This is a genomic window from Pseudomonas oryzicola (genome assembly GCF_014269185.2).
GTDB lineage: Bacteria > Pseudomonadota > Gammaproteobacteria > Pseudomonadales > Pseudomonadaceae > Aquipseudomonas > Aquipseudomonas oryzicola.
Map to the genome: position 1 here is coordinate 2,676,353 of NZ_JABWRZ020000001.1, position 18,341 is coordinate 2,694,693.

The window sequence follows — 18,341 nt, forward strand, 5'->3', positions numbered from 1 at the left end:
GTGGCCTGCACCGGCTGACGCTCGACAGGCCAACATCATCCAACCGACCACCGCCTCCCTGGAGCGGACGTCCCTCGCTGGCGATGGCCTTCTTGCAGAGGAGGGCAGGTCATGGACGAGGCAAGGCTTCACGATTTCATGGGCAAGCTGGTGGGCGACATGGGTGCGGCAGCAACCCTGGCCAATGTGATACTCGGCGACGAACTGGGGTTGTACCGGGCCATGGCCGATAGCCAGCCGACCACCCCCGAGGCGCTGGCGGCAAAGACCGGCTGCCACCCGCGGCTGGTGCGCGAATGGCTCAACGCCCAGGCCGCGTCGGGCTACATGGTGCATGATCAGGGCCGCTTCGTATTGCCCGAAGAACAGGCCATGGCTTTGGCGCTGGAAGATTCCCCAGCCTACATGGCCGGTGGCGCGGCGGTAGTGGCGGCACTGTTCCATGACAAGGACAAACTGGTTGCGGCAATGCGCGGTGACGGCGGACTGGCCTGGGGTGATCATCACCCGTGCATGTTCAGCGGTACCGAGCGGTTCTTCCGGCCGGGTTACCGCACTTTTCTGGTGTCCGAGTGGCTACCGGCACTCGATGGCGTGGTCGCCAAGTTGCAGGCGGGTGCCAAGGTGGCCGACGTCGGCTGCGGGCATGGCGCTTCGACGCTGGTCATGGCCGAGGCGTTTCCGGCCTCCACCTTCATTGGCTACGACTACCACGGGCCGTCCATCACCACGGCCAACGAACGCGCGCGCGAAGCGGGGTTGGTGGGGCGGGTGACGTTCGAGCAGGCCAGCGCCAAGGACTATCCGGGGCATGACTATGACCTGGTGTGCTTCTTCGATTGCCTGCACGACATGGGGGACCCGGTGGGGGCAGCGAAACATGCTTACCGCGCGTTGAAGGCGGACGGTACGGTGATGCTGGTGGAACCCTATGCCGAGGATTCGCTGGAAGGCAACCTGACGCCGGTCGGGCGTTTGTTCTATGCCGCGTCGACGTTCATCTGCACACCCAACTCGTTATCCCAGGAGGTGGGGTTGGGGCTGGGCGCCCAAGCTGGGGAGGCGCGCTTGCGTGCGGTGTTCGAGGAGGCGGGATTCAGCCGGTTCCGGCGGGCGACGCAGACACCGTTCAACCTTATTCTCGAGGCCCGGAAATAAGCAGGCTCCTGCACCGGCCAATCGCTGGAAAGTCAGCAGCGTCACTCGTAGGAGCGGATTTATCCGCGAAGCAGGTGCGCGGTGGATGGCACCGGCTGTGCCGGTGATCGCGGCTGAAGCCGTTCCTACAGGTGCCGCGATACCCGTGGGAGCCTGGCTTGTCGGCCATGCGGCCGGAACAGGCAAAAAGAAGGGGCGCCTGAATGGCGCCCCTTCTTGTACCGCTTAGGCTTCGGCGTCCCAAGGACGATCGCCTTTTTCATCCTTGACGCGGGTCGGCAAGCCCATCACGTCCAGCGCCTTGAGGAATGGCTCGGCTGGCAGCTCCTCGACGTTGACCATGCGCTTGGCATCCCACTCGCCACGGGCAACCAGCAGGGCGGCAGCCACCGGCGGAACCCCGGCGGTGTAGGAAATGCCCTGGCTGTCGGTCTCGGCGTAGGCTTCTTCGTGGTCGGCCACGTTGTAGATGAACACTTCGCGCGGCTGGCCATCCTTGGTGCCCTTGACCAGGTCGCCGATGCAGGTCTTGCCGGTGTAACCCGGGGCCAGCGAGGCGGGGTCCGGCAGCACGGCCTTGACCACTTTCAGCGGTACCACTTCCAGGCCTTCGGCGGTTTTTACCGGTTGCTCGGAGAGCAGGCCCAGGTTTTTCAGTACGGTGAACACGTTGATATAGTGTTCGCCGAAGCTCATCCAGAAACGTACGTTCGGCACGTCGAGGTTCTTCGACAGCGAATGAACTTCATCATGGCCGGTCAGGTACAGGTTCTGCGAGCCGACCACGGGCAGGTCGTCGGTACGCTTGACCTCGAACATGGTGTTGCTGGTCCACTGGCTGTTCTGCCAGCTCCAGACTTGCCCGGTGAATTCGCGGAAGTTGATTTCCGGGTCGAAGTTGGTGGCAAAGTACTTGCCATGCGAACCGGCATTGACGTCGAGAATGTCGATCGAATCAATGCTGTCGAAATACTGTTGCTGCGCCAGTTTGGCGTAGCTGTTCACCACACCCGGGTCGAAACCGACGCCGAGAATGGCGGTGATGTTCTTGGCCTGGCACTCCTCGAGGTGTTTCCACTCGTAGTTGCCGTACCACGGCGGGGTCTCGCAGATCTTGCCCGGCTCTTCGTGGATGGCGGTGTCCAGGTAGGCGACACCGGTATCGATGCAGGCACGCAGCACCGACATGTTGAGGAAGGCGGAACCGACGTTGATCACGATCTGCGATTCGGTTTCGCGGATCAGTGCCTTGGTCGCCTCGACATCGAGGGCATTGAGCGAGAAGGCCTGGATGTCGGCGGGTACCTTGAGGCTACCCTTGGCCTTGACGCTGTCGATGATGGCCTGGCATTTGGAGATGTTCCGTGACGCGATAGCGATACGACCCAGTTCGTCGTTATGCTGCGCGCACTTGTGGGCCACCACCTTGGCGACACCTCCTGCACCAATGATAAGAACGTTCTTCTTCAATTTATCCCTTGCTCCTTACTGAAAGCCGGTCTTACGACAGGCTGGAAACGTAGTCTTCGAAACTGAACTCGCGCACCACTTCGACGCTGCCGTCGAGTTGCTTGACCACGATGGATGGCATTTTCAGACCGTTGAACCAGTTCTTCTTGACCATGGTGTAACCCGCCGCGTCGACGAACGACAGGCGGTCGCCGATGGCCAGCGGGCGGTCGAACTGATATTCGCCGAAGATGTCGCCGGCCAGGCACGACTTGCCGCAGACCATGTAGGTATGCGCACCCTCGTTCGGGGCCATCTTGGCGTTGAGGCGATAGATCAGCAGGTCGAGCATGTGCGCTTCGATCGAACTGTCGACCACGGCCAGGTGCTTGCCGTTGTACAGCGTGTCGAGCACGGTCACTTCCAGCGAGGCGCTTTTGGTGATGGCCGCTTCGCCCGGCTCCAGGTACACCTGTACGCCGTAATTTTCCGAGAAGGCTTTCAGGCGCTTACAGAAGGCGTTCAGGTCGTAGCCTTCACCGGTGAAGTGGATGCCGCCACCGAGGCTGACCCATTCAACCTGATGCAGCAGGTGGCCGAAGCGCGCTTCGATGTGGCTGAGCATCTTGTCGAACAGGCTGAAGTCGCCGTTCTCGCAGTTGTTGTGGAACATGAAGCCGGAGATTTGCGAAATCACCTGTTCGATCTTGGCCGGGTCCCATTCGCCCAAGCGGCTGAACGGGCGGGCCGGGTCGGCCAACTGGTAGTCGGAGCTGCTGACCTGCGGGTTGACACGCAGGCCGCGGACCTTGCCTTCGGACTGTGCGGCAAAGCGCTGCAGCTGGCCGATCGAGTTGAAGATGATCTTGTCGCAGTTCTCAAGCATCTCCTCGACCTCGTCATCGGCCCAGCCCACGCTGTAAGCGTGGGTCTCGCCGGCGAACTTCTGGCGGCCGAGCTTGAGCTCGTACAGCGAGGAAGAGGTGGTGCCGTCCATGTACTGCTGCATCAGGTCGAAGACCGACCAGGTGGCGAAGCACTTGAGGGCGAGCAGGGCCTTGGCACCGGAGTGTTCGCGCACGTAGGCGATCTTCTCCATGTTGCCCAGCAGCTTGGTTTTATCGATGAGGTAGTAAGGCGTCTTGATCATTTAAGGGCCCCCGGCCAGGCCGGCCAAAAAAAGGACACGCATTGTGCCTTCAGTTGCCGCAGACCGAAAGGGTGGATTATGCATTTCGTCAGGGTTGCTGACGTTGCAGCGGTTTTTCCGGTTGCGGCGGCCTCAGTAGAACATGCTCATGTGACCATCCTGGTCATCATCCAGGAACTACCTGAGCCATTGGTCAGGGCAAGGCAATCATCTGTCGCGCCCAGGTTTCCAAGATTGGGCATTCCTTTGGATCAGGGAGACATGGCATGACCAAACATCACGACAACGGCCACGGTTTTGCCGATGACCCGCAACGGGTCCATGACGCGGGGCGCAAGGGTGGGTCTGGCAAGGACCTGAAACAGGACCGTGCGGAGAAGGCGCGTGTAGGCGGGCAACACAGCCACGGCGGTTCGCGTCGGCGTGGCGAAGGTTGGCCTCGCCACGCCCGCGCTTCATTCGGCCACGGCCAGCCAGGCATGGATCTGTGCCAGGGTAGCGGTGGCCCCGCCACACACGACCACCAGCACGTTACGGTAGCCGGCCAGCGCGACCGCGTCATAGGTCAACGCCAGCGCGGCACCGCAGGCCGGTTCTACCAGCACGCGGTGATCCAGCAGGAACCGCTCGCAGGCTTCGAGTGCAGCACGGTCGCTCACCACATGGCTATGCACCGGGTGCCGGGCCGCGCAGGCCAGTGCCTGGTCGGCGACACGCTTGGCCCCCAGTGACGTGGCTACCGAATCGATACGTTCCAGCTCGACCGGGTGCCCTGCCTGCAAGGCCGCATGCAGCGACGCCGCGCCCGTGGTTTCCACTGCCAGCACCGGCACATCGCCCCAGCCGTTACGCTGCAGCCCCTCGACCACCCCGCAGAGCAGGCCACCACCGCCTACCGACAACACCACCGCATCCGGCTTCAGCCCGGCCTCGGCGACTTCGTCCACCAGGCTGGCATGGCCGGCCCACAGTAGTGGGTCGTCGAACGGGTGGATGAAAGCATCACCCTGGCCGACGAGCGTTTGCGCCAGGGTGTTGGCCTCCTGCCAGGAGCTACCGTGTACCACCACCTTGGCGCTTTCCAGACGCAGCAGCTCCTTGGCCCGTTCGGTGGTGGTCTCCGGCACCACCACGGTCACCGGCACACCCAGCTTGCGCCCGGCATAGGCCACCGCCAGGCCTGCGTTGCCTCCTGAAGAGGAAATGAACTGCCGCACGCCACGGGCATGGTGCACTTCGCAGGCGTGACCGACACCGCGCAACTTGAATGAACCGCAGGGCTGCAGGGCGTCGAGCTTGAGCCAGATGTTGCTCCCGGCTGCCAGCGACAGCGGGCGGGATTCGATCAAGGGGGTAGGGATATGCAAGGTCATCGGCTGGCTCCGCGCAGTTGTTCGAGATAGTTGTAAATGGTGTAGCGGGTCACACCCAGGGCGCTTGCGGCTTTCTCCACGCCGCCTTTGACGATGAACAGGCCACGTTCCTGCATCAACCGCACGGCCTCGACCTTGGCCTGCTTGTTCATCCGCCCCTGGCCGCTGCGCTGTAGCGAGGCCTGGATGATTTCGCCCATCAGCAGCTCCATGTCGGCGGGCTCGCTGACGACGGGAGCCCCACCCAACGGCTGGAAGTGCTGGAGGAAGCCCATGGCAGCCTCCAGGCCAGTGACATCGGTGTTGACGCAGAGGCTGGCGAAGGGCTGGCCGGTACTGTCACGGAAGATCGCCGTGGCGCTGCGCAAGGTGCGGCCTCTGAGGCTGGTGGGATAGTCCGGCACGACCACCGGCGCGCGGCCTTGCTGGTCGGCCGTGGCTTGCATCAGCGCCTTGAAGCCCTGGTCCTGTTCCGGGGCGGCGAGGATAGGACTGCCGACGCTGCGGCCGGAAAGGTGGCCATTGACGATCGCCACCACGGAATGTTCCGGGTGATCGAGGTCGTGCAGGAGGATTTCCAGGTTGCGTGGGGCAACACTGCCCATGGCCTGGATGGCGGCCTTGAGGACGGTGAGGGTGAGCTGGCGTTCTTCGTTGAGGGGAATCGGCATGCTGGATCACGAAATCAACTTTTTGTGTATTTTTACACAATGAGTTGAATTTCGCGATCTGGGGTAGCTTTTCTGACCTCATCGCCGGCAAGCCAGCGCCCACCTCGAGCGCAGCGGCCTCAAGGCAAATGCAAACCTGCCGTTGAGAACGCGCTCGGTGTGGGGGCTGGCATGCCGGCGAAGGGCTGCGAAGCAGCCCCCGATAATCAGCTCAAAGGCGGCGTGCGCGGAGGGATCATCCGCCGCGACCCGGTCGCCTCGAAGGCCGCACCGAAGCTCAGCAGCGCGTTGTCGCTATAAGCCCGACCAGCAAAGGTCAGCCCTACCGGCATGCCGATATCGGCCATCACGCCCATTGGCACGGTGACGGTGGGCACGCCCAGGTGACGGATCGCCAGGTTGCCATTGGCTACCCAGATGCCGTTGCTCCAGGCGATGTCGGCCGATACCGGATTGACGTCGGCATCGGCCGGGCCCACATCGGCCACGGTGGGGAACAGCACTGCGTCCAGGCCCAGGTTGTCCATCCAGTCTTCCAGGTCCATCTTGCGGGTCTGCTCCAGGCCGCGCAGGCCGTCGGGCAGGGTCTCGATCTGGTCCCAGGCTTTCAGGCCACGCTTGGCCATGTTGACGTATTCGTCCATGCCGGCGGCCAGGTCGTCCTCGCGGTTAGGCAGGGTGCCCGGGTCGTGGGGGAAGATCAACGAGCCATCGACATCGGCCAGGCGGTTGAGCTTGGGGTCGTCATTGGCTCGCAGGAAGTCGTCGAATGCCCAGCCGGACAGTTCCCACAGTTCGTCATGCAGGAACGCCTTGCTGACGATACCGCGGTTGTACACGGTCGGCGCGCCCGGGCGGTCGCCTTCGCAGTTGGATACCAACGGGAAGTCCACTTCCAGCACTTCGGCGCCGGCCGCTTCCAGTGCCTGGCGAGCCTGTCGCCACAGCTCGATCACGCTGGCGCGGGTGTTGATACGCTGGCCGGTCGGGCCGCCGATGCCGGGTTTCTCGGACGTGCCGGCCTCGGGGTCGGCATTGATGTACATGCGTGGCACGCCAAAGCGTTTGCCCTTGAGCGCGCTGGCATCCACGGCCAGGTCGAGGTAGCTGGCGGGGCGCACCTGGGAGGCTGGCGGGATTGGCACCCAGGGTTGCAGGCGCCACAGGTCGCCGCGCTTGTCGGCGTCGTCGGCGACCACCACGTCGAGGATTTCCAGCAGGTCGGCCATGGTGCGGGCATATGGCACCACCACATCCATGGTCGGAGTCAGCGGCCAGTTGCCACGCACCGAGATCACCCCGCGCGACGGGGTGTAGGCGCACAAGCCGTTATTGGACGCCGGGCCACGGCCGCTGGACCAGGTTTCTTCGGCCAGGCCGAAGGCGCTGAAGCTGGCTGCCGTGGCAGTGCCGGCACCGTTGGACGAGCCCGAGGCGAACGGCGCGGTCAGGTAATTGGCGTTGTAAGGGCTTTCGGCGCGGCCGTAAACCCCGCGCTGCATGCCGCCGTTGGCCATTGGCGGCATGTTGGTCTTGCCCAGGCAGATGGCGCCGGCGGCCCGCAGGCGCTCGATGGTGAAGGCGTCGCGCTGCGCCACCAGGTCCTTGAACGCCGGGCTGCCGGAAGCAGCAGTCAGGCCTTTGACCAGGTAGCTGTCCTTGGCGGTGTAGGGGATGCCGTCCAGCGGGCTCCGAAGCTGGCCTTTGGCGCGGCGGGCGTCGGCGGCCTCGGCCTCTGCCAGCGCCTGCGGGTTGCGCACTACAACGGCGTTCAGGGCGGTGGCGGTGTCGGCACCGTCATAGGCGTCGATGCGCGCCAGGTAGGCCTTGACCAGCTCGACCGCCGTCGTGCGGCCCGACTCGAGTGCGTCGCGCAGCTCGGCAATGGAAACCTCGGTTACCTCGATCATGCTTTCACCAAAAATGTGCAGGTGGGGGCTAATGCGAGGAGTGTACAAGAAGGGCCTGGCGGGCGCAGGTTTGCGCGGGGGCAAATGGTTTTTTGCAGGCAGGCATTGTCGGGGCCGCGCTACGGCCCCGAGGTTGCCTCAAGCCAGGTTTGACGCCGCATGCCGCTCTGGTACCTGGCTCGCTTCATCGCCCCAGGTGCGGTTTACCCGGGTACCGCGCTGTACTGCCGGGCGCAGGGCGATTTCCTCGGCCCAACGTTGTACATGCGGGTATTCGTCCACCGCCAGGAACTCCGCTGCGCCATACAGGTTGCCGCGCACCAACTGGCCATACCATGGCCACACGGCAATATCGGCGATGCTGTATTGCTCGCCGCCCAGGTAGCGGCTTTCGGTCAGGCGCCTATCGAGCACATCCAGCTGGCGCTTGGCTTCCATGGTGAAGCGGTTGATCGCGTACTCGAACTTTTCCGGCGCATAGACATAGAAGTGGCCAAAGCCGCCACCCAGGTAAGGTGCCGCGCCCATCTGCCAGAACAGCCAGTTCAGGCTCTCGGTGCGGGCCGCTGGTGCCTCGGGCAGCAGGGCGCCAAATTTTTCCGCCAGGTACAGCAGGATCGAGCCCGACTCGAACACCCGCACTGGCGGCTCGACGCTACGGTCGAGCAGTGCAGGAATTTTCGAGTTGGGGTTGACCTGGACGAAGCCGCTGGAAAATTGCTCACCCTCACCGATGCGGATCAGCCAGGCATCATATTCGGCAGCCTGGTGGCCGAGTGCGAGAAGTTCTTCCAGGGCGATGGTGACCTTGACGCCATTGGGCGTGGCCAGCGAATACAACTGCAGTGGGTGCTTGCCCAGCGGCAGGTCCTTGTCGTGCGTCGGGCCGGCAACCGGGCGGTTGATGCTGGCGAACTGGCCGCCGGACGCTGCGTCGTTGCGCCAGACCTTGGGTGGCACATAGGCGGGCTTGCTCATGCATGAATCTCCTTGAATGGCGCGATACGGGCACATGAAACGTCGACCGGTATCTATGCCATGGGTTCGATAGAAAGCGCAAATGCGCAATCCGCGAGCGTGATGTGCATGACGTCGGTTTCATCCAGGTTTCATCTGCCATTGGTCAGCCCGGTTCTATGCTGGGTTATCGCTTTGCCCTGCAAGGAACTGCTGGCCGATGACCCTTCCACGCTGCGTGTTGGCCCTGGCCTTGTTCGGCTGCCTGCTTGCTCATGCCGAGGCCGCGCCCTGGGTTGCCGGCCTGCACCACATGAGCTTGGCCGACCCGGTCGATGGCCAGCCCATGCAGGCGCTGGCGTTCTACCCGGCCGTTGGCAAAACCCACAGCCGCCGCATGGATGGTTACCCGATCGAGGTGGCTGAAGAAGCACCGGCAGCGTTGGGCCAGTTCCCCTTGCTGGTGCTGTCTCATGGCAATACCGGCAGCCCACTGGCCTTGCATTACCTGGCCACCTCGCTGGCGCGTCGGGGGTTTGTGGTGGTGGCGGTGGTGCACCCCGGGGACAATGCCCGCGATCACAGCCGCCTGGGTACCCTGAGCAACCTGTATGGGCGGCCGTTGCAGGTCAGTGCCGCGATTACCGCGGCTCGCGACGATGCTTTGCTGGGGCCTTACCTGAATGATGGCAAGGTGGGCGTGATCGGCTATTCGGCCGGCGGTGAAACCGCCTTGATTCTTTCCGGTGCGCGGCCTGACCTGGACCGTCTGCGCCAGTATTGCCTCGAGCGCCCGAACGATGCCGATGCCTGCAGGACGCACGGGGTGTTGATTGCCGACCGCAGCGAGCTGGTGCCCATGGCTGACCAACGGGTGGGCGCGGTGATGCTGATGGCGCCGCTGAGCTTGTTGTTCGACCGCCATACCCTGGCCGGGGTGCGCTTGCCGGTGCTGATCTACAGCGGTGACAGCGACCAGCTGGTGGCCGTGGATCGTAATGCCGAAGCCTTGGCCCGCAAGCTGCCGGTCATCCCGGACTACCGCCTGCTGGCCGGCGCCGGGCATTTTGTGTTCATGGCCCATTGCGACAGCGAGCAAAGCGCGCGCATGCCGGCGCTGTGCAAGGACGCCGAAGGCGTGGACCGCCGCGATATCCACCATTCGCTGCAACGTGAAACAGCGGCGTTCTTCAGCCAGGCGCTGGGCGCGCCGCAGCCGGCTGAGCGCTCAGCTGCGGCCAGTATGCCGCGCCAGCCACAGCGTTAGGCCGACGCCCATCAGTGCCAGCAGGGCCGCCACTGCGAAGACCAATGCATAGCCGAGGTGCACGGCAATTGCCCCCATCAGCGGCCCGGCGATGGCCAGGGCCATGTCGAAAAACACCGCGTAGGCGCCCAACCCGGCGCCGCGGCTGCTGGCAGGCACCTGCCTGATTGCCTCCACCCCCAGCGCGGGGTACACCAACGACAGCCCGAAACCGGTCAGCCCGGCACCAACCAGCGCCCATGGCGGCGAGGGTGCCAGCCACAGCAGGCTCAGGCCGAACACTTCGGTGGCCATGCAGGCCATGGCGACGTTGTAGCCACCAAACCGGTTGACTGCGTTGACGAACAGCAGCCGAGAAATGATGAAGCATGCGCCGAAGGCACTCAGGCACCAGGCTGCGCCGACCCAGCCTCGCTCCAGGTAGTACAGGGTAACGAAGGTGGTCAGGGTGCCGTAGCCGATCGAGGCCAGGGTCAGGCCCAGGCCGCACGGCGCGACCCGTCCGAAGGCCAACCAGAAGGGTAGGCGCTCGCCGCGTACCACGACCGCGTCCGAGCGCTTGCGCAGCACCAGCAGGGCCGGTAGCGCCAGCACCAGCAGCGCCGGCCCCAGTATGCTGAAGCCCAACCCGTCAACCGCCAGCACGCCCAAGGGGGCGCCGATCGCAATGGCGCCATAGGAGGCAATACCGTTCCAGGAAATCACCCGCGCGGTGTGCTCGGAGCCAACCTGGCTGATGCCCCAACTCAACGTGGCTACGCCGATCAGCCCTTGAGCGATACCCAGCAGCAAGCGCCCGCCAAGCAACAGTGCCAGGCTCAGCGACGGCAGGGCCAGGGTCAGGGCCGACGACCATGTCAGTACCCCGCAGCCTGCGATTCCCAGCAGGCCGAAGCGAATGGCGCGTTTTCCGCCGAGGGTGTCCGCCACCCGCCCGGCAAATGGGCGGCTGAGCAGGGTGGCCAGGTACTGCAGGCCGATCGTCGCGCCGGCGACGATCGCGCCATAGCCTAGCTGGTCATGCACATGGCTGGGCAGCACGGCGATCGGCAGGCCGATGCAGAGAAAGGCGATGAAGGTGTAGAAGACGATCGACAGGATCTGCAGGGTGATGCCGGCGGCAGGTTGTTGCGCGGTCATGGGCTCGTTCGCGGGCGGGCGGTTGGGCGTGATCCCATCATGGCCGTTGCGCGAAGGAAAAGAAAGCAGGCTAACGAATTATCGTGGGCAAGTGCCCGCTTGCGGGATGGCAGCAGATACTTCGCGGGTAAACCCGCGAAGCAGCCGGCCCAGCCACGCAAAATGGCCAGGCCTTGCTTTAAATCAGACCAACACACCCTGGCTACGCAGGTAATCGTCGTAGGTGCCGCTGAAGTCCACCACGCCATCGGCCGACAGCTCGATGATGCGGGTGGCCAGCGACGACACGAACTCCCGGTCGTGGCTGACGAACAGCAGCGTGCCAGGGTAGTTTTCCAGTGCCAGGTTCAGCGCCTCGATCGATTCCATGTCCAGGTGGTTGGTCGGTTCGTCCATGACCAGCACGTTTGGCTTCTGCAGGATCAGCTTGCCGAACAGCATGCGGCCTTGCTCACCACCGGAGATCACCTTCACCGACTTGAGGATCTCGTCGTTGGAGAACAGCATGCGCCCGAGGGTGCCGCGGATCACTTGCTCGCCGGAGGTCCACTGGCCCATCCAGTCGAACAGGGTCATGTCCTCTTCGAAGTCGTGAGCGTGGTCCTGGGCGTAGTAGCCCACTTCGGCGCTGTCGGTCCACTTCACCTCGCCCTTGTCCGGGGTCATTTCTCCGACCAGGGTACGCAGCAGGGTGGTCTTGCCGATACCGTTGGGGCCGATGATCGCCACGCGCTCGCCGGCCTCGATGGTGAAGCCCAGGTCCTTGAACAGCACCTTGTCGTCGAACGCCTTGGACATTTTCTCGACGGTCACGGCCTGGCGGTGCAGCTTCTTGGTCTGCTCGAAGCGGATGAACGGGCTCACCCGGCTCGATGGCTTGACCTCGGCCAGCTGGATCTTGTCGATCTGCTTGGCGCGCGAGGTGGCCTGCTTGGCCTTGGAGGCGTTGGCCGAGAAGCGGCTGACGAAGGTCTGCAGCTCGGCAATCTGCGCTTTCTTCTTGGCGTTGTCGGCCAGCAGTTGCTCGCGCGCTTGGGTAGCGGCGGTCATGTATTCGTCGTAGTTGCCCGGGAACAGGCGCAGCTCGCCATAGTCCAGGTCGGCCATGTGGGTGCAGACACTGTTGAGGAAATGCCGGTCGTGGGAAATGATCACCATGGTGCTGTTACGCGCGGTGAGGATGTTTTCCAGCCAGCGGATGGTGTTGATGTCCAGGTGGTTGGTCGGTTCGTCGAGCAGCAGCACGTCCGGGTCCGAGAACAGCGCCTGGGCCAGCAGCACACGCAGCTTCCAGCCAGGGGCCACTTCGCTCATCGGGCCGAAGTGTTGCTCCAGTGGAATACCCAGGCCCAGCAGCAGTTCACCGGCACGTGATTCGGCGGTGTAGCCGTCCATTTCGGCGAACTCGGTTTCCAGCTCGGCGACGGCCATGCCGTCTTCCTCGGTCATTTCCGGCAGCGAATAGATGCGGTCGCGTTCGGCCTTGACCTTCCACAGCTGGGCGTGGCCCATGATCACCGTGTCGATCACGGTGAATTCCTCGTAGGCGAACTGGTCCTGGCGCAGTTTGCCCAGGCGCGTATTCGGCTCGAGCATGACCTGGCCGGCGGACGGCTCCAGGTCACCGCCGAGGATCTTCATGAAGGTCGACTTGCCGCAACCGTTGGCGCCGATCAGGCCGTAGCGGTTGCCGTTGTTGAATTTGACGGAAACGTTTTCGAACAGCGGCTTGGAGCCGAACTGCATGGTGATATTAGCGGTGGAGATCAAGGAGCTTACCTATCAATAACTTACGTGGCTTCTTCGCAGCTACGGATCAATTTCGGACCAATTTGGAGCTTTTCCAGCTCCTGCCAGTCGTTGGACGAGTTAATCCAGCGCGCATAAGTCGATAAGAGCATCTGCACGCTATGCCCGAGCTGTTGGGCGATAAATGCGGGATTGAGACCAGACATTAAGCATATTGTCGCATAGGTGTGGCGGCAGTTATACGGGGGGCGGTATCTGATCCCCAAACCTTTAAGGATCGGGCGCCACTGATGGTGCAGATCCGACGTCTGCTTGACGTGCTCCCCATTCTTCCCAGGTGGGAAGACGAACGGCGATTCGGTGAATTGTCCTTTGCCCATCCTGCGGCGCTCTGCGTACTGCTTGGCGAACTCCAAGGCGTGCAAGGCCCTGTCGTTGAGCAACACAAACCTATCCTTCCCTGTCTTCGTCCTTTCCTCGACTACACCGAGCGCGATCGTTCGCCGCACGTGGGCTGTCTTCTTGGTCGTATCGACTGCATCCCATCTCAATGCCAGGCCTTCGGACAAACGTAGGCCAGTGAAAAACATGAACTCGAAGAACGCTGCATAGATCTGGCTCGGCCAGTGAGGGTGCTTGTACAGCTCGGCAATGATCAGATTCGCCTCGTCCAAGGTAAAGGGATCAACCTCTTTCCTCGAGCGTGCTGGCAGCTGTATGGCTTCAGCCGGGTTCCTGTGATCAGACCGTCCAGTACCGCTGAGCGCAGGATGGTTGACAGCTTCACCATCGCATTGCGTTTGACCGACGGTGAAGTCCAGGTGATGGAGGCGACGATTCGCCTCAGGAGCGTCGACGTTATCAGGTCAATACGCACCAAGGCGAGGTGGGGCACCCAGTACAGGTTCAGAGTGCCCTTATAGTTCAGCCTGGTGCCGGCTGCGATCTCACGACTGTCCAGCCACAACTGGGCGTACTCACCGAATGTTGGAACGCCGCCCACGACAGCGGCGGAACTGGGGAACAACTCCGCGTACTTGTCATGGTCGAGGAGGTTGAGCTTGATCAGGCTGTTTACTTTATCGCGAAGCTGGGATGCAGCCTTGATGCCTTTTTGTGTCGGGGGGTAGGGAAGGGTCTCACTTCGGCGAGTACCTTCCCACATGAACCTGAGCCGGAGCGAGCCATAGTGGACGTCGATGCCAGGGGGAATCCATTGGCTTTCCAGCCATTCGTCATACCTCTTTTTGCTGTAGATGATGCGTCCGCCATGCTTCATCCAGACGCCCTCGGGGATCGCTCCTCGTAAGCGCCGGCCTTCCAAGGCGCGTTTGGTGCAGCCGAGTAAGTCGGCCATTCGCTGTTCGGTGACTTTGTCGACGTCACCGGAGCTTTCGGTTTCCATGGGATGGTCTCCACGCCGCCGGTGGCGGCAGGTTGGTGGTCAGGCCAGCAGCACTTCGCGCACGACTTCCCAGAGTCGAGCGGCGGGCCATTGGTAGCGGTCAAAGTCTGTGTCCGGTTGGACACCGTAGCGGCAGGTGGAGTGGGCACCTTCCGGGAACTCGGCATCCTTCCGCATGATGGTCGCTACCCGGCCGTAACCACCTGGCTCGGTTCTGTGGTAGTCGTAGGCGTAGGTAAGGTATTCACCCCCTGCATAGATCAGGTCGGTTCCTTGGTGGGCCATATCGGCACGGCCATCCGGCGTCCAGGGACGCCCGCCACCGGCTTGGCGCTTCCCTTCATGCAGGTACAACACGAACTCGCCATCGGCGTGCCGCACAGGCTCGTATCGATGGTTGATCTGTTCGCCGACAAGCACACGGGACACGAAGCTAAAGCGGTGATCGTGAATGGCCGAGTGCTCGAAGCAGCTGCGCCGCGGCAGTTCGGGGTGCCACACGTGCAGGCGTTGGTCGCCCTGCAGCTGCACCTGGACGAAGCCCAGGCCGTGGAGCGTGATCTTGTCGGTCATCACATCGTCGATGATCATGGCAATAGCTCTCCATGCCCACGCATGTCGGCGGGCTTGAGTTGTTGGGGGAGGGGTTAGGCGTTCGGCGCGGCTGACTCTTGCCACTCGATGATGTCGGCGCCGAAGTCTTTGCTGGTGAAGGTGATGTTCCCGAAAGACCAGAGGTAGGCGAATGGGCCGGTGCGCTCGCAGTTGGCCAGGACGCTGCCGCAGGATAGGTGGATGTCGATCCGCTCCAGACCAGGATCCTCTTCCGGATCTGACGGGCACCAATTGCCTGCCAGCTTGCGAACCTTCTCGACCACGGCGTCGATCTCGAATCCGCCCCGGGATTGGCCGACGAGCGATGCAACGCGCCACATGCCGGTTTGCCACCGGTCTTTTCTGACCAGCGCGCCGTCTTCGCGGAACTCGTAATCCTCAACCTTTGCGTCGCGGAATTCCGGCTTCCTGAAGTCCTGCTCTGTCACTTCGCGACTCATCGCGGCCCCCTGTATATCAGGTAGGCCATGTAGGCGAGGGCGATCATGGCAGTAGCAGCTCTTGGTCTTCGGCGGGCGCTACGGTTACGTCGATCATGGCATCTTCTCCCCGCGCTGGGCAGCAACGCTGACGATGGCGGTGCGTGCCGCCTTTCGGCGATCGCCTTGGGCATATTCGCTGTCCACCCAGACCATGGTGTCATCAGCCCAGACGGCCTCAGACTCGCCAGACCCTTCAATGTGGATCTGGATGCCCAGGTCAATGGCCAGCTTGAATGCGTCGCCGTCGTTGATGTTGGGATTCCAGTGCGCCCGCGTGCCCGACTGGCCCTTGATGCGCAGAGGCCATTTCGGATCGCTGCAGGTGCACGGTTCAACTTCAAGCCCGGCGGCTTTGGCAGCCAGCAGCAGTTCTTCAAGTTCGGTCACAGCTGATACCTCTCATCAATCCAGCGCCCAGGCGCCAGAGCGGGTGTAGGTTCGGGTTGGGTTTCGTGCGGGGAGAGCTGGCGCTCGTTGCCGGCCTGGTCTGGGCTACGCAGCATCCAATCAGGCAAGCAGGAGAGGCCGGCTCGCGCGTCGGAAGGAACCCAGCAGGTAACCCCGCGCGCGTCGTCGTGCTCTACGGTTACTCCGTAGAACGGCCGGTTGATCTTCTGCGGTGCAGCATGCTCTGGCGTCACCGGTTCGCAGCCGACCAGGGTGGCCAGCAGCAGGAGGCAGAGGGCGAGGCGGGTCATGATGGTTCGTTTCCTTCTCGCATGGCGCGCAGCTTGTCGCGCTTGATGATGTCGGTGCACGCCTGCAACCCGTGGCAGCATTGATCTGGCATGCCTTCGTTGAAGGTGTAACAACAGTCCGCGCAAACCCATGGGCATTCGCCGCGAGCGGCGCGATCTGTCCAGTCGCGTGTGGCCTTGTCCAGCGCAGTGATGTACTCCGGCAGCTTGGTTGCGGGCATTTCGGTGACAGTGATTTCGAAATCGCTCATGTGCCTACCTCGCCGTTGTAGCGCTTGTAGTCTTCACCGAACTCCCAGCAGTAGGTCGCCGGCCATGCGCCTGGCGTGCCTTCCTCGACGAACACATACCGATGTGCAAACTCGCCCGAGCGATCCGGCACCGTCTTGCACCATTTGTGCTGCGGGCCGCCCAGGAACCAGCCTGGGCATTCCTTCACGGCTGCAGCCATGAACGTTTCAAGGTCGTGGTGACCCTTGCTCATCGCGATGTAGGTGTCGCTGCCGACGCTTTGCACGTCCAGCGGATACTGTTTCAGCCTCATGCCGCCACCTTTTGGCGGACCCAAACGCAGATCGGGCCGTCCTCAGTGTCGTGGATCGAGAAGGTGAACCAGCCATTGCCAGCCGGCTTGCTTGGCTGCCACGGCGAGCAGTCATAATCGCCGCCGGCGTCGAGCCATTCCGCATTCAGTTCTTCTGGGCCGTCGTTTTCCATCTCGACCACGCAGTACTCCAGCCCGTGGTCACCGAACCAGCTGAACGGAAGCGCGCATTCGTCGCCGTCATCTGGCCAGGCCGGGTGGGTCCAGAAACCGTACTCATCGCGCTCAACCTGCAGCGGCTGGATCAATTGTTTTTCTTCAGGCATGACTTCGTCCTTGGCCGCCATATCGCGGCAGTGAATAGAGGGGAGAGGGGTTACAGTGGTGCGGAGTACAAAACGAGCTGGCCGCCAGAAGCGAAGAAGGCAGCTTTCGCTGCCTCCAGGTCGATGGATTGGTTTATGCTTGCCTCACTTGATGCGGATCGAGCTTTCGCCGCGCTCAAGGTGCGCCCACGCTGGCTCGGGGATGAGTTCATCTTCACAGTCTTCGCCGGCAGCCATGCGCTTGCGCACGGCTTCGTTGTGCTCCCGGACGGCCTTGAGCTTGGCGGCGATGGCGTTCTTGTCCGGCGCGATCTTGGTCACCACAGACGTCAGTTCATCCGGTACCGCCTGTTCGTTGTCGACGATTACCTTCTCTTTGCCGGTGACGAGGCTGATGGTGAACAGCGGGCGCTTGATCGTCTTGATGTTGGCCGCGTCCATGTTCCGGCGCAGGTAGTCGGTGATAGCCGTGACGCTGTTGGCCTTGATGCGCTTGAGTTCGTTGAGGCGGTCGATTTCCGCTTCAATTGCACTGATGTCGCCTTCGATGTTCCGGCGCAGCATGACGATGTTGTCGGCCTTCACCTCGAACTCGCCCTGGATGCCGGCCATGGTGTCCTGAATGGCCTGTTTCAGGCCTTCATCGTCGGTGTCACACATGGCGGCCAGTTCGGCCATCTGGCCGGTGAGTGCGTAGAGCTGGGTCATGCTGCAGCCTCCTGCGGCTTGCCGGCTTCGAGGTTCTTCAATTCAAGGGCGATCCGGGCGGCGCCTTTCTCGTCCTTGCGACCGATGAGCTTGCGCACAGCATGGTCGTGGATCTTCTTGCGCTCATGCTGTGTCACGGCCTTCTGCATGGTCGCGATCGTGTCCTTGATGAAGTTCAAGCGCTCCTCTTGCTGGCGCTCGATCTCGGCCTGCCGGTCCTCGGCCTGCTCGATGGCCTGCTCGGCCTGCAGCTGTTGCACATAGTTCACGTCATCGAACATGCCCAGGAACACGTCTGCGCTGAAGCCCAGCATGGACAGGGCCTTCTTGATGGCGTCGGTCAGCGACTTCTTCGGAGCTTCGCCATCAGTGGTCATGCCGTACTTGGTCTTGTACTGGTACCGGGTGCACCCGTACTGCTCGACCTCGCCGCGCTGGCCGTCCTGCATGAACCAGAGCTGGATCTTGACGGTGTGGCCGATCTCCCGGCCCAGGCATATTCGTTTGTCGCCTTCACCGGCAAACACCTCGTGACCGTCGTCGAATCGCTCCTCAAGCACCTTCCAGCCCCAGCCGATACCTACCGGGCCGAACATTTCGGTCGCCTTCATGACCATCGCGGTGCCGTTCAGGCTGGTGATCTTCTGGCCGCCGACCTCGGCGTTCTTGGTGTAGCGGGTATCGGTGGTCTGCACCTGCTCCCAGATGCGCATGTTGGTAGTGGACATTGGTACACCTC

General features: G+C 62.7%; 19 protein-coding genes and 2 pseudogenes. 3 read left to right on the plus strand and 18 right to left on the minus strand.

Going from position 1 to position 18,341, the window contains the following annotated elements; translation table 11 throughout:
• Positions 1-111: 111 nt before the first annotated feature.
• Positions 112-1,158, plus strand: a complete 1,047-nt coding sequence (locus HU760_RS12345) for a class I SAM-dependent methyltransferase (protein ID WP_186674288.1) — start codon at positions 112-114, stop codon at positions 1,156-1,158.
• A 225-nt stretch (positions 1,159-1,383) separates the two neighbouring features.
• Here the strand turns inward: HU760_RS12345 and HU760_RS12350 are convergent, their stop codons facing one another.
• Together HU760_RS12350 and nspC are read right to left on the minus strand one after the other, a co-directional pair.
• Complete coding sequence (locus HU760_RS12350; protein ID WP_186674287.1) at positions 1,384-2,628, minus strand: saccharopine dehydrogenase family protein; 1,245 nt, start codon at positions 2,626-2,628, stop codon at positions 1,384-1,386.
• Between the two features lie 31 nt (positions 2,629-2,659).
• Positions 2,660-3,757 (minus strand): carboxynorspermidine decarboxylase, encoded by a 1,098-nt coding sequence (gene nspC, locus HU760_RS12355; protein ID WP_186674286.1) that lies wholly within the window; start codon positions 3,755-3,757, stop codon positions 2,660-2,662.
• A gap of 266 nt (positions 3,758-4,023) precedes the next feature.
• Here nspC and HU760_RS24460 point away from each other — a divergent pair.
• Positions 4,024-4,101: pseudogene (locus HU760_RS24460) on the plus strand (KGG domain-containing protein); the annotation flags it as partial.
• 111 nt (positions 4,102-4,212) lie between these two features.
• On the opposite strand, the gene HU760_RS12365 reads toward HU760_RS24460, so the two are convergent.
• The 4 genes from HU760_RS12365 to yghU all read right to left on the minus strand — a co-directional run bounded on the left by HU760_RS12365 (position 4,213) and on the right by yghU (position 8,689).
• Positions 4,213-5,130, minus strand: coding sequence for a pyridoxal-phosphate dependent enzyme (locus HU760_RS12365; protein ID WP_186674285.1), 918 nt, complete (start codon positions 5,128-5,130; stop codon positions 4,213-4,215).
• Positions 5,127-5,801: a helix-turn-helix transcriptional regulator gene (locus HU760_RS12370; RefSeq protein WP_186674284.1), complete on the minus strand. Its 675-nt coding sequence runs from the start codon at positions 5,799-5,801 to the stop codon at positions 5,127-5,129. The genes HU760_RS12365 and HU760_RS12370 overlap by 4 nt, the downstream gene beginning before the upstream one ends.
• 206 nt (positions 5,802-6,007) lie before the next feature.
• Positions 6,008-7,711, minus strand: coding sequence for an amidase (locus HU760_RS12375; RefSeq protein ID WP_186674283.1), 1,704 nt, complete (start codon positions 7,709-7,711; stop codon positions 6,008-6,010).
• Between the two features lie 138 nt (positions 7,712-7,849).
• The gene (yghU, locus tag HU760_RS12380; RefSeq protein WP_186674282.1) at positions 7,850-8,689 is read right to left on the minus strand and encodes a glutathione-dependent disulfide-bond oxidoreductase; all 840 of its coding nucleotides are present in this window, start codon (positions 8,687-8,689) and stop codon (positions 7,850-7,852) included.
• 199 nt (positions 8,690-8,888) lie between these two features.
• Between yghU and HU760_RS12385 the strand changes: the two genes are divergently transcribed.
• Entirely contained in the window at positions 8,889-9,935 is a 1,047-nt protein-coding gene (locus HU760_RS12385; RefSeq protein ID WP_186674281.1) for an alpha/beta hydrolase family protein, read from the plus strand.
• Here the strand turns inward: HU760_RS12385 and HU760_RS12390 are convergent.
• The 12 genes and pseudogenes from HU760_RS12390 to HU760_RS12445 form a co-directional block, all read right to left on the minus strand.
• On the minus strand, positions 9,897-11,075 hold the full coding sequence (locus HU760_RS12390; protein WP_186674280.1) for an MFS transporter: 1,179 nt from the start codon (positions 11,073-11,075) through the stop codon (positions 9,897-9,899). The two genes, HU760_RS12385 and HU760_RS12390, sit on opposite strands and share 39 nt — an antisense overlap.
• 183 nt (positions 11,076-11,258) lie before the next feature.
• Entirely contained in the window at positions 11,259-12,845 is a 1,587-nt protein-coding gene (locus tag HU760_RS12395) for an ABC-F family ATPase (RefSeq protein ID WP_170029732.1), read from the minus strand.
• Between the two features lie 20 nt (positions 12,846-12,865).
• Positions 12,866-14,056, minus strand: a pseudogene (locus HU760_RS12400) (tyrosine-type recombinase/integrase).
• A gap of 212 nt (positions 14,057-14,268) precedes the next feature.
• Positions 14,269-14,820, minus strand: a complete 552-nt coding sequence (locus HU760_RS12405; RefSeq protein WP_186674279.1) for a hypothetical protein — start codon at positions 14,818-14,820, stop codon at positions 14,269-14,271.
• 56 nt (positions 14,821-14,876) lie between these two features.
• Positions 14,877-15,284, minus strand: a complete 408-nt coding sequence (locus tag HU760_RS12410) for a hypothetical protein (protein WP_186674278.1) — start codon at positions 15,282-15,284, stop codon at positions 14,877-14,879.
• A gap of 93 nt (positions 15,285-15,377) precedes the next feature.
• Positions 15,378-15,713 carry a hypothetical protein gene (locus tag HU760_RS12415; protein WP_186674277.1) on the minus strand — a complete coding sequence of 112 codons (336 nt, stop codon included), beginning with the start codon at positions 15,711-15,713 and terminating at the stop codon, positions 15,378-15,380.
• On the minus strand, positions 15,710-16,024 hold the full coding sequence (locus tag HU760_RS12420) for a hypothetical protein (RefSeq protein ID WP_186674276.1): 315 nt from the start codon (positions 16,022-16,024) through the stop codon (positions 15,710-15,712). The genes HU760_RS12415 and HU760_RS12420 overlap by 4 nt, the downstream gene beginning before the upstream one ends.
• A complete protein-coding gene (locus HU760_RS12425) occupies positions 16,021-16,275 on the minus strand; it encodes a hypothetical protein (RefSeq protein ID WP_186674275.1) in 255 nt (84 codons plus the stop codon). Before HU760_RS12425 ends, HU760_RS12420 begins: the two co-directional genes overlap by 4 nt.
• Positions 16,272-16,568, minus strand: a complete 297-nt coding sequence (locus HU760_RS12430; protein WP_186674274.1) for a hypothetical protein — start codon at positions 16,566-16,568, stop codon at positions 16,272-16,274. The genes HU760_RS12425 and HU760_RS12430 overlap by 4 nt, the downstream gene beginning before the upstream one ends.
• The gene (locus tag HU760_RS12435; RefSeq protein ID WP_186674273.1) at positions 16,565-16,894 is read right to left on the minus strand and encodes a hypothetical protein; all 330 of its coding nucleotides are present in this window, start codon (positions 16,892-16,894) and stop codon (positions 16,565-16,567) included. Before HU760_RS12435 ends, HU760_RS12430 begins: the two co-directional genes overlap by 4 nt.
• Before the next feature lie 144 nt (positions 16,895-17,038).
• Complete coding sequence (locus HU760_RS12440) at positions 17,039-17,602, minus strand: siphovirus Gp157 family protein (protein ID WP_186674272.1); 564 nt, start codon at positions 17,600-17,602, stop codon at positions 17,039-17,041.
• Positions 17,599-18,330 carry a hypothetical protein gene (locus HU760_RS12445; protein WP_186674271.1) on the minus strand — a complete coding sequence of 244 codons (732 nt, stop codon included), beginning with the start codon at positions 18,328-18,330 and terminating at the stop codon, positions 17,599-17,601. Before HU760_RS12445 ends, HU760_RS12440 begins: the two co-directional genes overlap by 4 nt.
• Positions 18,331-18,341: the final 11 nt, after the last annotated feature.